At 52.7% G+C, this 14,168-nt stretch carries 14 protein-coding genes and 1 riboswitch; of the genes, 7 read left to right on the plus strand and 7 right to left on the minus strand.

Annotated features, from left to right (window positions below; all coding sequences use genetic code 11):
- Nucleotides 1-8 precede the first annotated feature (8 nt).
- Both ccrud_RS00275 and ccrud_RS00280 read right to left on the minus strand, forming a co-directional pair.
- On the minus strand, nucleotides 9-302 hold the full coding sequence (locus ccrud_RS00275) for a rhodanese-like domain-containing protein (RefSeq protein ID WP_011013352.1): 294 nt from the start codon (nucleotides 300-302) through the stop codon (nucleotides 9-11).
- Nucleotides 303-896 (minus strand): rhodanese-like domain-containing protein, encoded by a 594-nt coding sequence (locus ccrud_RS00280; RefSeq protein ID WP_066563240.1) that lies wholly within the window; start codon nucleotides 894-896, stop codon nucleotides 303-305.
- A 126-nt stretch (nucleotides 897-1,022) separates the two neighbouring features.
- Here ccrud_RS00280 and ccrud_RS00285 point away from each other — a divergent pair, with 126 nt between their 5' ends.
- The 5 genes from ccrud_RS00285 (at nucleotide 1,023) to ccrud_RS00305 (ending at nucleotide 5,996) form a co-directional block, all read left to right on the plus strand.
- Nucleotides 1,023-1,280: a metal-sensitive transcriptional regulator gene (locus ccrud_RS00285; protein ID WP_011013354.1), complete on the plus strand. Its 258-nt coding sequence runs from the start codon at nucleotides 1,023-1,025 to the stop codon at nucleotides 1,278-1,280.
- A 460-nt stretch (nucleotides 1,281-1,740) separates the two neighbouring features.
- Nucleotides 1,741-2,598: a hypothetical protein gene (locus ccrud_RS00290; RefSeq protein ID WP_066563244.1), complete on the plus strand. Its 858-nt coding sequence runs from the start codon at nucleotides 1,741-1,743 to the stop codon at nucleotides 2,596-2,598.
- 146 nt (nucleotides 2,599-2,744) lie between these two features.
- On the plus strand, nucleotides 2,745-3,587 hold the full coding sequence (locus tag ccrud_RS00295) for a polyphosphate polymerase domain-containing protein (protein ID WP_066563253.1): 843 nt from the start codon (nucleotides 2,745-2,747) through the stop codon (nucleotides 3,585-3,587).
- An 18-nt stretch (nucleotides 3,588-3,605) separates the two neighbouring features.
- A complete protein-coding gene (locus ccrud_RS00300; RefSeq protein WP_066563257.1) occupies nucleotides 3,606-4,319 on the plus strand; it encodes a DUF4956 domain-containing protein in 714 nt (237 codons plus the stop codon).
- 33 nt (nucleotides 4,320-4,352) lie between these two features.
- On the plus strand, nucleotides 4,353-5,996 hold the full coding sequence (locus ccrud_RS00305) for a CotH kinase family protein (RefSeq protein WP_066563258.1): 1,644 nt from the start codon (nucleotides 4,353-4,355) through the stop codon (nucleotides 5,994-5,996).
- A gap of 62 nt (nucleotides 5,997-6,058) precedes the next feature.
- On the opposite strand, the gene ccrud_RS00310 is transcribed toward ccrud_RS00305, so the two are convergent.
- Together ccrud_RS00310 and ccrud_RS00315 are read right to left on the minus strand one after the other, a co-directional pair.
- Nucleotides 6,059-7,171 (minus strand): magnesium and cobalt transport protein CorA, encoded by a 1,113-nt coding sequence (locus ccrud_RS00310; RefSeq protein ID WP_066563259.1) that lies wholly within the window; start codon nucleotides 7,169-7,171, stop codon nucleotides 6,059-6,061.
- An 87-nt stretch (nucleotides 7,172-7,258) separates the two neighbouring features.
- Nucleotides 7,259-7,702: a tautomerase family protein gene (locus ccrud_RS00315; RefSeq protein WP_066563271.1), complete on the minus strand. Its 444-nt coding sequence runs from the start codon at nucleotides 7,700-7,702 to the stop codon at nucleotides 7,259-7,261.
- Nucleotides 7,703-7,840: 138 nt separating this feature from the next.
- Between ccrud_RS00315 and ccrud_RS00320 the strand changes: the two genes are divergently transcribed.
- Complete coding sequence (locus ccrud_RS00320; RefSeq protein ID WP_066563275.1) at nucleotides 7,841-9,139, plus strand: chloride channel protein; 1,299 nt, start codon at nucleotides 7,841-7,843, stop codon at nucleotides 9,137-9,139.
- A gap of 112 nt (nucleotides 9,140-9,251) precedes the next feature.
- Here the strand turns inward: ccrud_RS00320 and pnuC are convergent, their stop codons facing one another.
- Nucleotides 9,252-9,947, minus strand: coding sequence for a nicotinamide riboside transporter PnuC (pnuC, locus tag ccrud_RS00325; protein WP_066563278.1), 696 nt, complete (start codon nucleotides 9,945-9,947; stop codon nucleotides 9,252-9,254).
- Between the two features lie 82 nt (nucleotides 9,948-10,029).
- Nucleotides 10,030-10,193: riboswitch (FMN riboswitch) on the minus strand.
- Nucleotides 10,194-10,359: 166 nt separating this feature from the next.
- On the opposite strand from pnuC, the gene phoH2 reads away from it, so the two are divergent.
- Nucleotides 10,360-11,736, plus strand: a complete 1,377-nt coding sequence (gene phoH2 / locus ccrud_RS00330; protein WP_066563281.1) for an RNA 5'-3' helicase PhoH2 — start codon at nucleotides 10,360-10,362, stop codon at nucleotides 11,734-11,736.
- A 276-nt stretch (nucleotides 11,737-12,012) separates the two neighbouring features.
- Here phoH2 and ccrud_RS00335 read toward each other — a convergent pair whose 3' ends face one another.
- Together ccrud_RS00335 and ccrud_RS00340 are read right to left on the minus strand one after the other, a co-directional pair.
- Nucleotides 12,013-12,408, minus strand: a complete 396-nt coding sequence (locus tag ccrud_RS00335) for a transporter (RefSeq protein WP_066563282.1) — start codon at nucleotides 12,406-12,408, stop codon at nucleotides 12,013-12,015.
- Between the two features lie 80 nt (nucleotides 12,409-12,488).
- Nucleotides 12,489-14,069: a CitMHS family transporter gene (locus ccrud_RS00340; RefSeq protein ID WP_066563286.1), complete on the minus strand. Its 1,581-nt coding sequence runs from the start codon at nucleotides 14,067-14,069 to the stop codon at nucleotides 12,489-12,491.
- Between the last annotated feature and the right edge of the window lie 99 nt (nucleotides 14,070-14,168).

Below are 14,168 nucleotides of genomic sequence, written 5' to 3' on the forward strand. Positions count from 1 at the left end.
GGGACTTCCTACTTAATCGGCAGATTGTTTTGGTACCACGCACTCATTCCACCAGTCATAGAATACGCGGTATATCCCGCCTGTTTAAGCGCATTTGCCACCTGTGTACTGCGGTTACCGCTACGGCACACCACAATCACAGGCCGGTTCTGATCCAGTTCTTTGAAGCGAAAGTTGAGCTCACCCATGGGAATATGTACTGCCTCGGGGATTATGCCCTCGGCAATTTCAAAATTTTCGCGCACATCCAGGATCTGATCCAAATTTCGGCGCTTGTTAGTTTCAGTAATGGTGATAGACATTTAGTTCTCCTTAGGGTTTGGAAGTTTGCTCAATGTCTCGGTTTCGGTAGGAACTGGCTTAGTTTTATTCCACGGCAAGGCGGACAGAGCTTTGCCCATGGCACAGGTGTTGGAAACGCCAGAAAATGTCAGACCCGCACCAATAATTCCCGACAGGGTGCGAACTTTTGGCGAGAGGAATTTACCTCCCACAAGTCCCGCAAGTACCAAAGATCCAGCGGCGAAACGCACCTGGCGTTCGATATCCCACACCTGGGTTCCGCGGACCACATCACCGTCAGTCTTAGCGAAACTATTGATGCCCCCCTCCAAAACAGCCACGATGGAAATTCCCAAAGGTGCCAGCTTTTGTTGTGCCTGACCTGCTCGAATGCCGGATTGACACACCAAAACAACATGTTCTCCAACACGAGAGGCAATCTCTTCGGAATGCTCAGCAAGTGTAGTCAGAGGCACGTTGTAAGAGCCTTTAATGTGCAAATTTGAAAACTCATGTGCAGTGCGGACGTCAATGACGGTGAGTCCTTCATGCTTATCGATCCACGATTTTAGAGTCTGTGCATCTACGGAAGTAATCGGTTGAGCGGAAGTCATACCTTGTCCTTTTCAATCTCAAAGTGATGGGCGATTCCAAGTGTGCCATATACCCTGGGGGGTATTCAAGATAGGGGTGGGGGTATACTGTGGGATCAACGTTCCAGGGCAACAAAAGGAGAAAAAATGCAACTCAATCCTGATGAGATCACCCCAGTGCTCAACCGACTCAAGCGCGCCCAAGGTCAACTCACCGGAGTAATCCGAATGCTTGATGAAGGCGAAGACTGTAAAGCCGTAGTCACCCAACTTGCCGCAGTCACAAAAGCGCTGGACAGGGCAGGCTTCGCCATCATTGCCACGGGTTTGGAACAGTGCCTCACCAACCCTGATGGCGACATGGACAAAAAGGAACTAGAAAAACTGTTCCTGTCGCTGGCTTAACTATGGCCTAGTTCAGGGCGTTTGGGTGTTTCGGGCGTCAAGGGGCGACTTCACGTGTGCTGACTTCTCATGCTCAACTTCTTATCCTCGACTTCGCTTGGAAAGCCCGGATTTACCTAACGAAGTCGGCGACGTGAAGTCGGTTGTTAAGAAGTCGTAACCGTGAAGTCGTCCTTTTGATTAGGTGTTTAAGTTCGAGACCTTTAGTTCGATTTCACGGTACCGATTTCGTAATTTCGATACCTTGCGCTCAATTTCTTAAGAGCGATTTCGGTCGGTTTTTGGCGTTTTTCCTAGTGGTCTCGAAGGTAAGAAATTGAGGATGCGAAACTGTAAATGCGAAATCGCTGTTGAGAAATCGAACTTTAGGTAACCGGCAGGAGCTGAACCTTTTCAAAACCTCTCAAAACCGGGAGCCCCCGCTTTAACCCCCACTAGGTGCATTGATACCTTTGCACTAATGAGAACTGTTTTTCAATTGGTGCAGGATTTCCACAAGGAAGCTAGGGGAGAGGGGCTTCCAATCAAGTGGGGTCCATCGCGTGGAGAATTTGGCATGCTGGAGTTTCCTGCAGATGTCATTCCCGAGAACATCAAACACATTGCGCAGACAAAGTTCCAGACTGAAGCAACTTCGGTGGAGGATATTCGTCGTGCGATTAACCTGCTGAGTGATCAGGCGGAGCGTGCGGGTGCGTCCTTTAATCCTGGTTTCATTCTTGCGCAGGTGGGCTCCACCATCGTGGAGGTTTATGGCGGTGCTCCGGTTGCTTGGCTGGATGCGGTTGAGCTGTTGATTAGTCCTGATGTGGAGTGGGTTGGGGTTCATGGCTCAAGGAAGCTCGATATTAATGTCAGCGGAGAATTGTCCGGGGTGATTTCTGCTGGTGACAAGTTGGGTGAACTGCTTGGCGATGATTGGACAATCAACATTGTTCACGGCGAGCACAAGATTCAGATCGAAGATGCTCGACCAAGTACTGCATTCCTTGCGGACGCGACTGAACTGATTAATCAGGCAAACTCTGAGATCACTCCGTTTTATGTTCGGATGCTCAGCAACTCGAAAATCGTGATGTCTGGCTTTAGTGATTATTCACTAGCGGGTGATGCGATTACATCTGCGGGAAAACTGGCTGAGTTGGCGAGGCCGTTTGCGCACTGGAAAGAAAACGTCATTCCTACGATAGAAATAGCCATGGACTATGAACCATCACCGGTGGCAGATCTTTGGCAGGGAGATTCTTCAGAGACACCTGAGCCTTTCGACGATTTTGAGCGCTTATTGCGGGAAGAAATGCTTATTCCTGAGTTTTAGCTGGTCATAGACCTGCTGTTTTCCTATAAGGGTAGATGGCAGGTAAACAAACTCTTAATTTAATGAGACGTAAGTAGTTGATAGTTAGGGGAAATACTCCCAAATCCTCACAAGAAACGCTCTGAATTCTTTCAAAAAAATGTTTCATGCTTATTGGCATGACCAATCAAACAGTCAATCAAGCAGTGTGGTCAGGGGTGAAAGCATCCCCACACAGGTTTAACCGTTTTGAAATCAAATACCTGATTCCAGAGCAGGACGTACCTGCACTCCGCGAGCAGTTGGCTACGCGGATGAGCACGGATCCGCTCTCACCACCCGGTGGTTACCGAGTGGAATCCCTTTACTTCGATTCAGCCGATCTACGGTGCTACACCGAAAAGATTGAGGGCCTAAAATTCCGAAGGAAACTACGGATCCGCACCTACGGTGATGGAGTGCTCACTCCAGAATCCACCGTTTCGGTAGAGATCAAGCAGCGGGTTAACAAAGTAACCCAAAAGCGTCGGCTGGATCTGCCCTTTATATATGCGCTCGCCCTGGGCGATAGCACGGGCGCCGCGGTAGGTGAGCAGGTGGACGTCGAGAAGCTTCTTGAAATCTCTCCGGAAAACCAGCACGCCCTGATCCATGAGATGGCGTCGTTTGCTAAAAATTATCGGCTGCGACCCATCGCCACCACGAAGTATCACCGCGAGGCATTCGTCGGCGCTGATGCGGAGGCAAGTTCGCGAGTCACCATTGACCACGGTGTTTCAGGCCGTGATCGTGATTTTCTGCTTGGCCAAGAACTTGAAGACCGCCCAACGGTGGCGCAAGGATTGGCAGTCGTGGAAATCAAATGCGATGAACGCGTGCCGTTTTGGCTCACTGATATGACTGCTCAACTGGAAATGTCCGTGATTCGGATGTCCAAATACTGCGAAACCATCGAAGCGTTTCACAACCGTCCGGCATCAGCTTTCGGCGCTGTCGACCCCATCTTCTAAACAAGAAAGGCCCCTCCAATGTTGAGCGATTTAAGCTCCATTTTTGACTTCCAAGACCTCTCCGGCACCTTCTCTGTCGTCGACGTTCTCATCACTTTGGTCTTGTCCTTCGTCCTGACCTCCATCGTGGGTGTGGTGTACCAAAAAACCCACCGCCATATCTCCTACAGTCAGTCATTTGTGCAGACGTTGGTGCTGGTGGGCATGGTCATCGCGATCATCATGCTGGTTGTTGGTTCCAACATCGCACGTGCATTCGCCCTGGTTGGCGCGCTTTCGGTGATCCGATTCCGTAATGCAGTGAAAGAAACCCGTGACGTCGGATTCCTCTTCCTCGCGATGGCCGTTGGCATGACCTGTGGTACCCGCTTCTACGTTCTGGCGATCGCTGCAACCATCGTCGTCTGTGGCGTTCTGTTCATCATGTACCGCTTCGACTGGTTCAAGGCTGATATCCAGCGCCAGGTCATCAAGGTGCAGGTCCCAGCCGATGGACAAGCTGATTCCGGCAGGTCCTACGCAGAAGAAGTTGAACTGATCCTCGCGCAGTACTGCACTTCCTTTGAGATGATGTCCGCTGAATCTGTCCGCGGCGGAGCCCTGACTGAGTTCTCCTACACCGCTCAAATGCGCAAGAACGTGAAGCCACATGAGCTGGTCGCCAAGATGCGCGATGTGAACTACGGCCAAAAAGCGACTGTCCTGACCGGTCACGATCAAACGGATGTATAGAAAATGCCTAGCTTTAAATCTGCTCGATGGAGGATGAACAGACGCCTCTTCCTAGGAACTTCGGCAGCTATCATCGCTGTCGGCGGCGTGCTGGGTGGAGTGCAGGTTGTACCTTATATTTCCTCTGGTGAAATCCAAACGTCAGCATCATCGACTGCCACGATCGATGTCGGTGCAGGCAATGTCGATATTTTTGATACCTCCGTTTCCCATGAAATCAGCCTGCAGGTTTCGCAGGAAAGCCTCGATGAGATGCTCGCGGACTATCAAGAAGACGGTTCCAAAACCTGGGTGAAGGCAACCATCACGATTGATGGCGTGACCATTGAAAACGTCGGCATCCGCCTCAAGGGCAACTCCACGCTGTCCGGGTTGGGTCGAACATCTGAAGAAGGCGGACCTCAGGCACCAGAAGGCGTCGAAGAGTTTACAGATCTCAGCGAAGAGGAAATCGCCCAGTTTGAGGAACAGTTCGCGGCGCAGCAAGAGACTACTGACGCTTCAGAGACCGGTGAAACTGCGGAAACTGAAGAGACTCGCGGCCCCGGCGGTGGCATGGGTGGTGGCGGCATGGGTGGCATGACTTCGGTCGATGCCGACGATGTCAGCACCTGGCCACTTCTGATCAGCTTCGACAAATACGAAGACGGCCACGTCTACCAAGGCATGACTCAACTGGCACTACGCCCCGGCACCACCGTGGTCAACGAAGCAATGGCGCTGGCCCTGACCGCAGAAACCGGCCAGGTCTCGCAGCAATCCAGCTTCACAACGTTTTCGCTTAACGACGAGCCCTCCACCACTCGACTCCTTTTGGAGCACCCCGATGAAAATTATGCCGACGCGCTCGGCAACGGAGTCCTCTTCAAAGCAGATTCCAACAGTTCCTTCACCTACCAAGGCGAAGACCAAACTGAATACGACGGACAGTTCAAGCAGATCAACGGTGACGGCAACGGAGACATCCAACCGATCATCAACCTGCTGAAATGGCTCGACACCGCAAGCGATGAGGAGTTTGCTGAACACCTCTCTGACTACGTCGATGTGGAAAGCTTTGCTCGCTACGTTGCCACTCAAAACCTGTTGGTAAATTCCGACGACATGGCTGGTCCCGGTAGTAATTACTACCTGTGGTACGACTACGACACCGGCCTGATCAGCGTGATCTCTTGGGATTTGAACCTCGCAATGTCCGGCTCAACTGATGCTGGCCCAGATGATGAAATCTCCATGGGCGGAGGTGGCGGTGGCGGAATGCGTCCTGGTGGAACGACCGACACTGAAACTGAAGGTACTGCGACCGAGGGCACTGCGACTGAAGGCACTGCGACCGAGGGCACTACGACCGAGGATATGCCTGCGATGGGCGAAATGCCAGACATGGGTGAGATGCCTGATATGGGTGACCGGGAAGGCGGCGGATCGATGGGAGGAAACCAGCTCAAGGAACGTTTCCTCGCTTCCGATGCATTCACGGAAATCTATGAGCAGGTGTATTGGGAGCTGTATGAAGAAATGTATGGTTCCGGAACTGCCATCGAGTTGTTGGATGAGATTGCAGCGTCAATTCCAGAAACTGATGCGGTGACTGCAGATGAGATCGCTACGGAAGTGGCGTCAATGCGGGAATGGATCACTGCCCGCACAGAAGCGTTGGCCGCTTTGCAAGAGTGATCAAACTAGAAAACCAACAAGCCCTGGAATTTCCGAGGCCTGTTGGTTTTTCGGTTTTTGTCTCACATCCACTTACTGCGTTTGAAGATCCAGTACAAAAGGAGAGTGAATCCGAGCATCGCTAAGAGAGCCAACGGGTAGCCAAACGCCCAGTGAAGTTCTGGCATGATGTCGAAGTTCATGCCGTAGATGGAGGACACGAGGGTTGGGGCGAAGATGATGGCGGCCCATCCGGAGATTTTCTTCATGTCTTCGTTTTGGCGTTGGGCTACAAGGGTGGCGTTGACGTTCAAAATTTGGGATAGGGATTCGCGGTATTCGGAGACGCGGGTGTTGTCGCGGGTGAGGTGGTCGGCGACGTCGTCGAGGTAGGCGCGGAGTTCTTCGGACATGCCACTTCGGATGAAGTCTTTGTTGAGGCGTTGCACCACTTCCGTGACTGAACTGGTGGTGTGCTGCATATCGATGATTTCCTGCGACAGGTTATAAATACGTTCAGCAACGGCAGCGTCACCGGAAAATACCTGACGTTCAATCTGTTCCTGGTCGATGGCGATGCCTCGAAGGACAGGGGCGAAACCGTCAACGATGGCGTCGATAAGCCGGTATGCCACGGCGCGGGGACCTGCGGACAGGAGGGAGGCGTCGGCAAGCAAGGTTTTTATGCGCGGATCAACCAGTTCTGGTTCGTCGAAGCTGGCGGCGCTGGTGCCGTCAATCCATTGATTATCTTGACATAAAATGACAATAGCCTGGGGTTTCATCAAAATATGAAACTCGGCGAAATCAACTTCTTCACGGGAATCGATATAGCGCGCAGCCCGAATCGCAATGAATGTGACATCCTCATAGCGATCTAACTTCGGGCGCTGCTGTCCCACAAGCAAATCCTCCACAATCGTGGGGTGCAGATCCCATGCCTGCGCGAGCTCTTCAATTGCTGGCTTAGACGGCGCCGGATACAGCGACATCACCATGCGATTAGACGCGCCTTCAGCAAAATTTAGCCCATCTACAACAGTGGAGCCCAACGGTGGGCGAGCAGGAATGCCATTGGTGACATACCTGGTCAGCGGTGAAATCTCTTGAGGAGTGGTGGCCGAATCCGGAAGATACCTACGTCTGAGCATATCCCGTCTGCGGATCGCCCCGTTGGTGTCGTAATTCTTTGGCATGTTCAACTCCTTCAACAGCTCCGGACAGCATTTTCTATTAAGCCAGTATTGTCGATGAAGTGGAAAATGGCCTACTTGAGGCAGATTTTAAGAATCCTCGAGTTCACTTAACCTTTCCCGCAACCCCTCAGGCAAGGAATTAAACCACGCATCTTCCTGCCCAGGCTCCAACAATAAACGCCCATATTCCGTCATATTCGCGCCCGGGATCTCCGTAATATAGACCCACACCTCTTCATTAGGGATGTCAAGAATCAACGCTACTTCCCCAGTCAGACGCAGCAGCAACTCCTCTTTTTGCTCTGCAGTGCGACCCGAACGAATAGTTGCCTGGATCCACATATGATTCTCGGAAGAAGGCTGCGCACCAATGAAATAAGAATCAGGCTCGACCTCATTAAAGATCACCTGCACTAAATATTTAGGAGCCTGCGCAATTTCATGATGAGCATCGGTGATGGCTTCTGCGATGCGCTGTTTAGCTTCCCTAGAAATGCGAATTCTTTGCGACCAACAAGTATAGGTAGGCATGGGCGTCCGGACCTCTTTCATTAGGGAGAATCAGCAAACCTAAATCTGCTCACCATCATAGTTTTATTTAAGCTGCGATGACGTAAAAAAGAAGATGCAGAATATAAAACTCCGCTGGTGTCGCATTTAGTAGATATAGTGTTGCGCGTGTCAGAACGAGTTCCATTAACAAAAATTCCCCTCAACCGGCTAGCCGTTATCGCTGCCATAATTGGCATCGGAACAGGACTTTTTGTTGCTGCGCTGAACTGGTCAGCAATTGGTGTGGAGCGGCTGGTATACGGCGCGGATCATCTGCACAACCAAAATCCCAATGCCAATGTCTCTCCACTGCGTTTATCAATAACAGTGGTGGTGCTCAGTATTTTCGCATCATGGGCCTGGTTCATTGTGCACCGCACTGGCCAAAAAGAAGTATCCATTGTCGGCGCCATGCGCGGGACGAAAATGCCCATTTTAGAAACCATTGCTTCCGCATTTCTACAGGTCACGACAGTCGCAGCCGGTGCACCCGTTGGTGCGGAAAATGCGCCACGTATCGCTGGCGCCTTGGTGGGCGAGCGGTTTAGTAGATGGTTGCAATTAGATATAGATGCAAAACGTATCTTGGTAGCATCTGCTGCCGGTGCTGGTTTAGGCGCCAGTTTCCATCTGCCACTGGCAGGCGTGCTGTTTGCCTTAGAAATTCTGCTGGTAGAAGCATCAACTCGGACAGTTGTCATTGCTATCATCACCACAACAGCAGCCGTAGCCACCACAGGTTTCTTTGTACAAACCCCCGATGTCTTCACTACTGTCCCTCTCACTGAAAGCCCATGGATGCTGCTATCCGCCATGGTGACAGGCGTGGTTGCTGGCATCTGCGGACACTGGTTTTCCATAATTGCCAACAAAATGGCACAAGCATCACCAAAAGGAAGCAAAATTCTCTGGCAGATGCCTCTAGGCTTCCTCACGATTGCGACAGTGATTTATTTCTTCCCCGTCACCTTGGCCAATCCTCGTTGGCTAGCAGACACCATGCTGGGCGAAGGTTTGCTGCTGAGCACCATTTTGCTGATACTCGCCTTACGCACCGCCATGCTGCTACTGGCTTTCCGAGTAGGCATGGTTGGTGGAAACTTGATCCCATCCTTCGCTCTAGGTGCGATGGTCGGTGGGGTAGTGGGCACATTTTTAGAACCCATCACCAACGTTCCAATTGCGGCTTTCGCACTGCTCGGTGCTGCCGCATTCCTCTCCACAACAATGGCTGCACCACTATTCGGATTGATCGCCGCAGTGGAATTCACCGATATGGAAGCCCAAGGCTATCTCCCGATCTTTCTCGCCGTGGCCTCTGCTGTCCTGGCCGTCCGAGTCTGGTCTGTGATTTCTAAACGTGAATTCCGAGCCATACCTATTACATATGCCAGCTGGACAGGCGAGCTGAAATAAGCGCTTTCTGTGGCTTTGGTAGGCAGAGAATAGAAACTAGACAGGCGTGACAAAGATCTAGGAAAACCTAAGATTTTGTCACGCCTGTCTAGTTTGAGAATGCTCAGACGCTTTAATCAACCAACACTGGTTGTTGCAGATTCAGGGAAGCAGTATTTTCTTTCTTTTGTATGCGCATCCACACAACAAATCCCCAACTTACAAAGGCTCCGTACACAAGGTAGAGCACCGCGGATGGGTAGTACCCGGCGGTAAAGAGCAGTGGCACTCCGACTAAATCAACGGCAATCCAGATCAGCCAGAATTCAGTCCAGCCGCGGGCCATGCCGTAGGTGGCAAGGATGGAGCCGATGAAGATCCAGGCATCTGCCCATGGTCCCCAGGAACCTAGTGCTTGGAAGATCCATGCGCAGCTGATGGTGCCCACGACGGCGGCAATCACTAGACCAATGCGTTCTTTAGTGTTTGCCCAGCGGGGGATTACCGCAACTGCATCCTTGGGGGAGTGTGCTCGGCGTTTTGCTGCAGACCATTGGTACCAGCCGTAGCAACTGACCAGGATGAACATCACTTGTCGGCCGGCTTGTCCGTAGAGATCGAGGTTTTGTGGAGTGTGGAAAAGGCCGCCCATAAATACTGTGAACAGCAGCGCGTTGCCTATGATGCCGATGGGCCATGCCCACACGATGCGTCGCATTCCTGCCCACGCGCTAAATAATCCGAAAACGTTGCCGATGATTTCGCGCCACAGAATCGGAACTCCGCCGATCCATAATGTTGCGTCTAATAATTCGGTTATAGGATTCATGATCTTGTCCCCTTTTCAAAGGATTTAAAAGCATGTAATCCTCGGGGCCTTAATTCCGGGTTCGCTAAAAAATCAGCGAAACCACGGTTCTCTTGCATCCGGACTATGACCGTCGGCTCCGGAATTTAACCGGATCTGCTGACCCACAAACCATTGCTAGTTGGTGGCGCTCGCGGGCTCAACTAGTCATATCTGATGATTCGTCTTACCGCCGGTGGGGAATTTCGCCCCGCCCTGAGAACAAAACTCACTATAGCGCTTGACGCGGAAAGTGTGAAGCATATGAACCGTCCTGGTTAAAACTCGATGAAATTGAACGACGGGTAACCGGCTCATGAAAACTTGACGAGTCCCAAGTATTCGCGTGCGGTGGCTACTACCGTGGGCGACAAGCCCACTTAGAGGAGGACTTGTGACAACCACCTATCCAGATTTCCTTGGAAATTCTTCGCTCCAAACAGATACGGAGCACTGGGAAATGGAAGGAGGTGCGCAGGAAGTCTCTGTTACTTATGTTTTGGACACGTCAGTGTTGCTGTCTGATCCGTTGTCGTTGACACGGTTCGCGGAGCACGATGTAGTTCTGCCAATTGTTGTAATTACGGAATTAGAAGCCAAGCGTCATCACCCGGACCTTGGCTTTTTTGCTCGCCAGGCGCTTCGAATGCTGGATGAATTGCGCGAGATCCATGGGGATTTGTCCAAGCCACTGCCAATTGGCGATGAAGGCGGACACATCCATGTTGAGCTGAATCACCAAAACACGGAGTCCTTGCCCGTGGGATTCCGCCTTGGTGACAATGACACCCGCATCCTTGCAGTAGCCAAGAATCTGCAGGAAGAGGACCACAATGTGGTTCTGGTGTCGAAGGACCTGCCGATGCGGATTAAGGCGTCGGCAAGCGGAATCGCCGCACAGGAATACCGCGCTGCCCTGGCGCGCGACCGTGGTTACACCGGCATGACCCACGCCAATATCACCGATGACCAGCTCAGCGAGCTCTACGACACCGGCGAGGTGCGCATTGAGGAGCTCGAAAAGCTGCCCGTCAACCACGGCTTCACCCTCAAATCCAACAGCGGTTCGGCGCTTGGTCGTATGAATTCCGACAAGATCATCGAGCTTGTCCCCGGCGACCAGCAGGTATTCGGTATCAGCGGGCGTAGCGCTGAGCAGCGGGTTGCCATTGATTTGCTTAACGACGACGCCGTCGGCATCGTATCCATCGGCGGCCCCGCGGGTACAGGTAAAAGCGCACTCGCACTGTGTGCCGGCCTGGAAGCTGTGATGGAGCGTCGCATTCAGCGTAAGATTATCGTGTTCCGCCCACTCTTTGCCGTTGGCGGACAGGAACTTGGCTACCTGCCTGGCGACCAAGAAGAGAAAATGGGGCCTTGGGCGCAAGCGGTTTTTGACACCCTAAGCTCCATGGTCAGCCAAAACATCATCGATGAAGCCCTCTCCCGCGGCCTCATCGAAGTTCTCCCACTAACCCACATCCGCGGTCGTTCGCTTCACGACGCTTTCGTCATCGTCGACGAAGCCCAATCCTTAGAGCGCAATGTTTTATTAACCATGCTCTCTCGTATCGGCCAGAATTCTCGGGTGGTGCTCACCCATGATGTGGCTCAGCGCGATAACCTGCGCGTTGGCCGTTATGACGGAATTGTTTCTGTCATTGAAGCCCTCAAAAACCACGAGCTTTTCGGACACATCACGTTGCAGCGCTCAGAGCGTTCCCGCATTGCAGAGCTGGTTACTCAAGTTCTGGATGCACCCTCGCTTTAAACGCTAATTTAAGGCCCTCATCCTTTGTGGTGAGGGCCTTACTTGTTCTTGGTTGGGTTTGGCCCGGAGAAGCGCTTCTGGGCGGGATCACTTTTGGGGCAATTGGGGCAGTTGAGGATCCTGAAAGAGTGCTGTTCAAAATTTCGTCCCACACGAAGAGGCGGGCCAATTCCTGAACGAAAATTTGCACTCTGCTGATGGTGGGGTGTAAATTTTCGATCATTTCCTACTTCAAGTTTGCTAGATGGAACGAATATTTGCATCACACCCCCGTGATCATTTTCGAGGCAGCGGTATGCGGAGGATCGCCAATGTGAGTGCAGTAATCAGGGCGGATCCGGCCAAAGAACCTATGACGATGAAGATCAACCCAACTCCCCACAGACCGGTTTCATCAAAAGGTGCTGACACAGCAGTAAATACTGTGCCGATGGCCAAGCTGAGCCCCAGTGAAATTCTGCTGATGATCCTTTTTGCGGGAAGCTTCTGGAGATAACCCCAGCAAGTGAGTGCAACTGCAACTAGAGCAAAATTGATGCAGGCTCCGATAACTTGCGCCGTAGAGAAGAAGTTTTGTTGCGCGATGAGCATAACGATGAGGATCCAGGCGATGGCAAAGAAGAGGCCGGCCAGGAAACTGATAAAACCTAATCCATACTCTCGGTTATTCATGTTGGTCAGGGTATAACAAAACCCCTCTTCCCTCGTGCACAGAACAACACGGGGGCGGAGGGGTTCGTCGAAAAGCTATTTTATGCGCTGAGTGGCACAACGCCGATGATGGTCGCAACGGCGAGCATCGCGATGGACACGATGCAGGCGCGCCACAGAACCTTCTTGTGGTGGTCGCCAAGGTTGACGTTGGCGAGGGAAACCAGCAGGAGGATCGCTGGGACCAGCGGGCTCTGCATATGAACAGGCTGGCCAGTGATGGATGCGCGGGCCATTTCCACAGGCTCGATGCCGAAGTGGGAAGCACTTTCTGCAAGAACTGGCAGGATGCCGAAGTAAAAGGCGTCGTTGGACATGAAGAACGTCATTGGGATGGACAGCAGGCCAGTGATAACTGCCAGGTGAGGACCCATTGCGTTCGGAATGACGGTGGTGATCCAGGTAGCCATCGCGTCGACCATGCCGGTGCCGCTGAGGACGCCGACTAGGACGCCTGCGGCGAGAACCATGGAGACAACGCCGACGATGCTGGAAGAGTGCGCCAGCATTTCGGTTGCTTGGTCCTTGACCTTAGGGAAGTTCACTGCAAGTGCCAGTCCGGCGCCAGCCATGAAGACGAAGGCCAGTGGGAAGATATCGGCAACCAGGAGAACCATGACGACCAGGGTTAGGGCTGCGTTGAACCAGAACAGCTTCGGTCGAAGTGTTGCGCGGTGTGGATCGAGCAGAGTGTCGGTCATGTTCTCGGTGAGGGTGGAGTCGTCGAGGTTGATGTGCTGCTCAGTTTCAACTTCGCGGTCCTCAACAAGTACGCCACCAGTAGGTCCTGGCTTTGGAGCGTCCTTTGCCTTGCCCAGTCCACCGAGGCCTGGGAAGCCCTTCTTGTTGGAGCTGGAGCCTGAGCCCGTTCCTGTTTCTGGGGCGTCGAGTCCTGGCCCACCGAAGCGGGAGGAGTCAATCTTGCCCAGGCGCTTGCGCTCGGAGAGACCGAGGAACCATGCGAACAGCAGACAGATAACAACGCCGGCGATGAGGGAAGGAACCATTGGTACGAAAACATCTGCTGGCTCGAGGCCAAGTGCTGCGGCTGCGCGGACGGTTGGGCCACCCCAAGGGAGGATGTTCATGGTGCCGTTGATCAGACCAGCGGTGCAGGTGAGAACCACAGGGCTCATGCCAAGGCGCAGGTAGATGGGCAGCATCGCAGAGGTGGTGATGATGAAGGTGGTGGAGCCGTCGCCGTCGAGGGAGACAACACCTGCAAGTACTGCGGTGCCGATGACGACCTTTGCGGGGTCATCGTGAAGAACGCGGGTGATCACGCGGATCAGGGGGTCGAAAAGTCCGACGTCGATCATGATTCCGAAGAACATAATCGCGAACATCAGGAGTGCCGCGGTGGGGGCCATGTCCTTGATGGCGTCAAGTGCCATGTCACCAAGACCGAGGCCTGCGCCGGCGATGAGGCCGAAGATGGTGGGGACCAACAGCATGGCCACCATTGGGGTGAGTCGACCCAGCATGATCAGGGTCATGAAGGTGAGGATCATGGCGAAGCCGAGGACCACGAGGATGCCGTCGGATGGGGTGTGGCTGAGCGTGTAGTCAGCGGCTAATGCCGTGACTTGTCCTGAAGCCAGGAGAAGTGTTGAGCTGCTCATTGCTGCCCTTTCTGTGTTTCTCGAAACTTTGAGATCCCGAGTGTTCTGTGTTGCTTGTGGGAGTATAAGGTGGCGCGTGTCACGAACTTAAGTGTTTGG

This window comes from Corynebacterium crudilactis, from assembly GCF_001643015.1.
In the GTDB taxonomy this organism is placed as follows: Bacteria; Actinomycetota; Actinomycetes; order Mycobacteriales; family Mycobacteriaceae; genus Corynebacterium; species Corynebacterium crudilactis.

Bases quoted from the DNA above. Each gene is read 5' to 3' on its own strand.
- ccrud_RS00280 (WP_066563240.1), bottom strand. From the start codon at position 896: ATGACTTCCGCTCAACCGATTACTTCCGTAGATGCACAGACTCTAAAA.
- ccrud_RS00340 (WP_066563286.1), bottom strand. From the start codon at position 14,069: ATGAGCAGCTCAACACTTCTCCTGGCTTCAGGACAAGTCACGGCATTA.
- ccrud_RS00275 (WP_011013352.1), bottom strand. From the start codon at position 302: ATGTCTATCACCATTACTGAAACTAACAAGCGCCGAAATTTGGATCAG.
- ccrud_RS00305 (WP_066563258.1), top strand. From the start codon at position 4,353: ATGAACAGACGCCTCTTCCTAGGAACTTCGGCAGCTATCATCGCTGTC.
- ccrud_RS00315 (WP_066563271.1), bottom strand. From the start codon at position 7,702: ATGCCTACCTATACTTGTTGGTCGCAAAGAATTCGCATTTCTAGGGAA.
- pnuC (WP_066563278.1), bottom strand. From the start codon at position 9,947: ATGAATCCTATAACCGAATTATTAGACGCAACATTATGGATCGGCGGA.
- ccrud_RS00290 (WP_066563244.1), top strand. From the start codon at position 1,741: ATGAGAACTGTTTTTCAATTGGTGCAGGATTTCCACAAGGAAGCTAGG.
- ccrud_RS00300 (WP_066563257.1), top strand. From the start codon at position 3,606: ATGTTGAGCGATTTAAGCTCCATTTTTGACTTCCAAGACCTCTCCGGC.
- ccrud_RS00295 (WP_066563253.1), top strand. From the start codon at position 2,745: ATGCTTATTGGCATGACCAATCAAACAGTCAATCAAGCAGTGTGGTCA.
- ccrud_RS00285 (WP_011013354.1), top strand. From the start codon at position 1,023: ATGCAACTCAATCCTGATGAGATCACCCCAGTGCTCAACCGACTCAAG.
- ccrud_RS00310 (WP_066563259.1), bottom strand. From the start codon at position 7,171: ATGCCAAAGAATTACGACACCAACGGGGCGATCCGCAGACGGGATATG.
- ccrud_RS00335 (WP_066563282.1), bottom strand. From the start codon at position 12,408: ATGAATAACCGAGAGTATGGATTAGGTTTTATCAGTTTCCTGGCCGGC.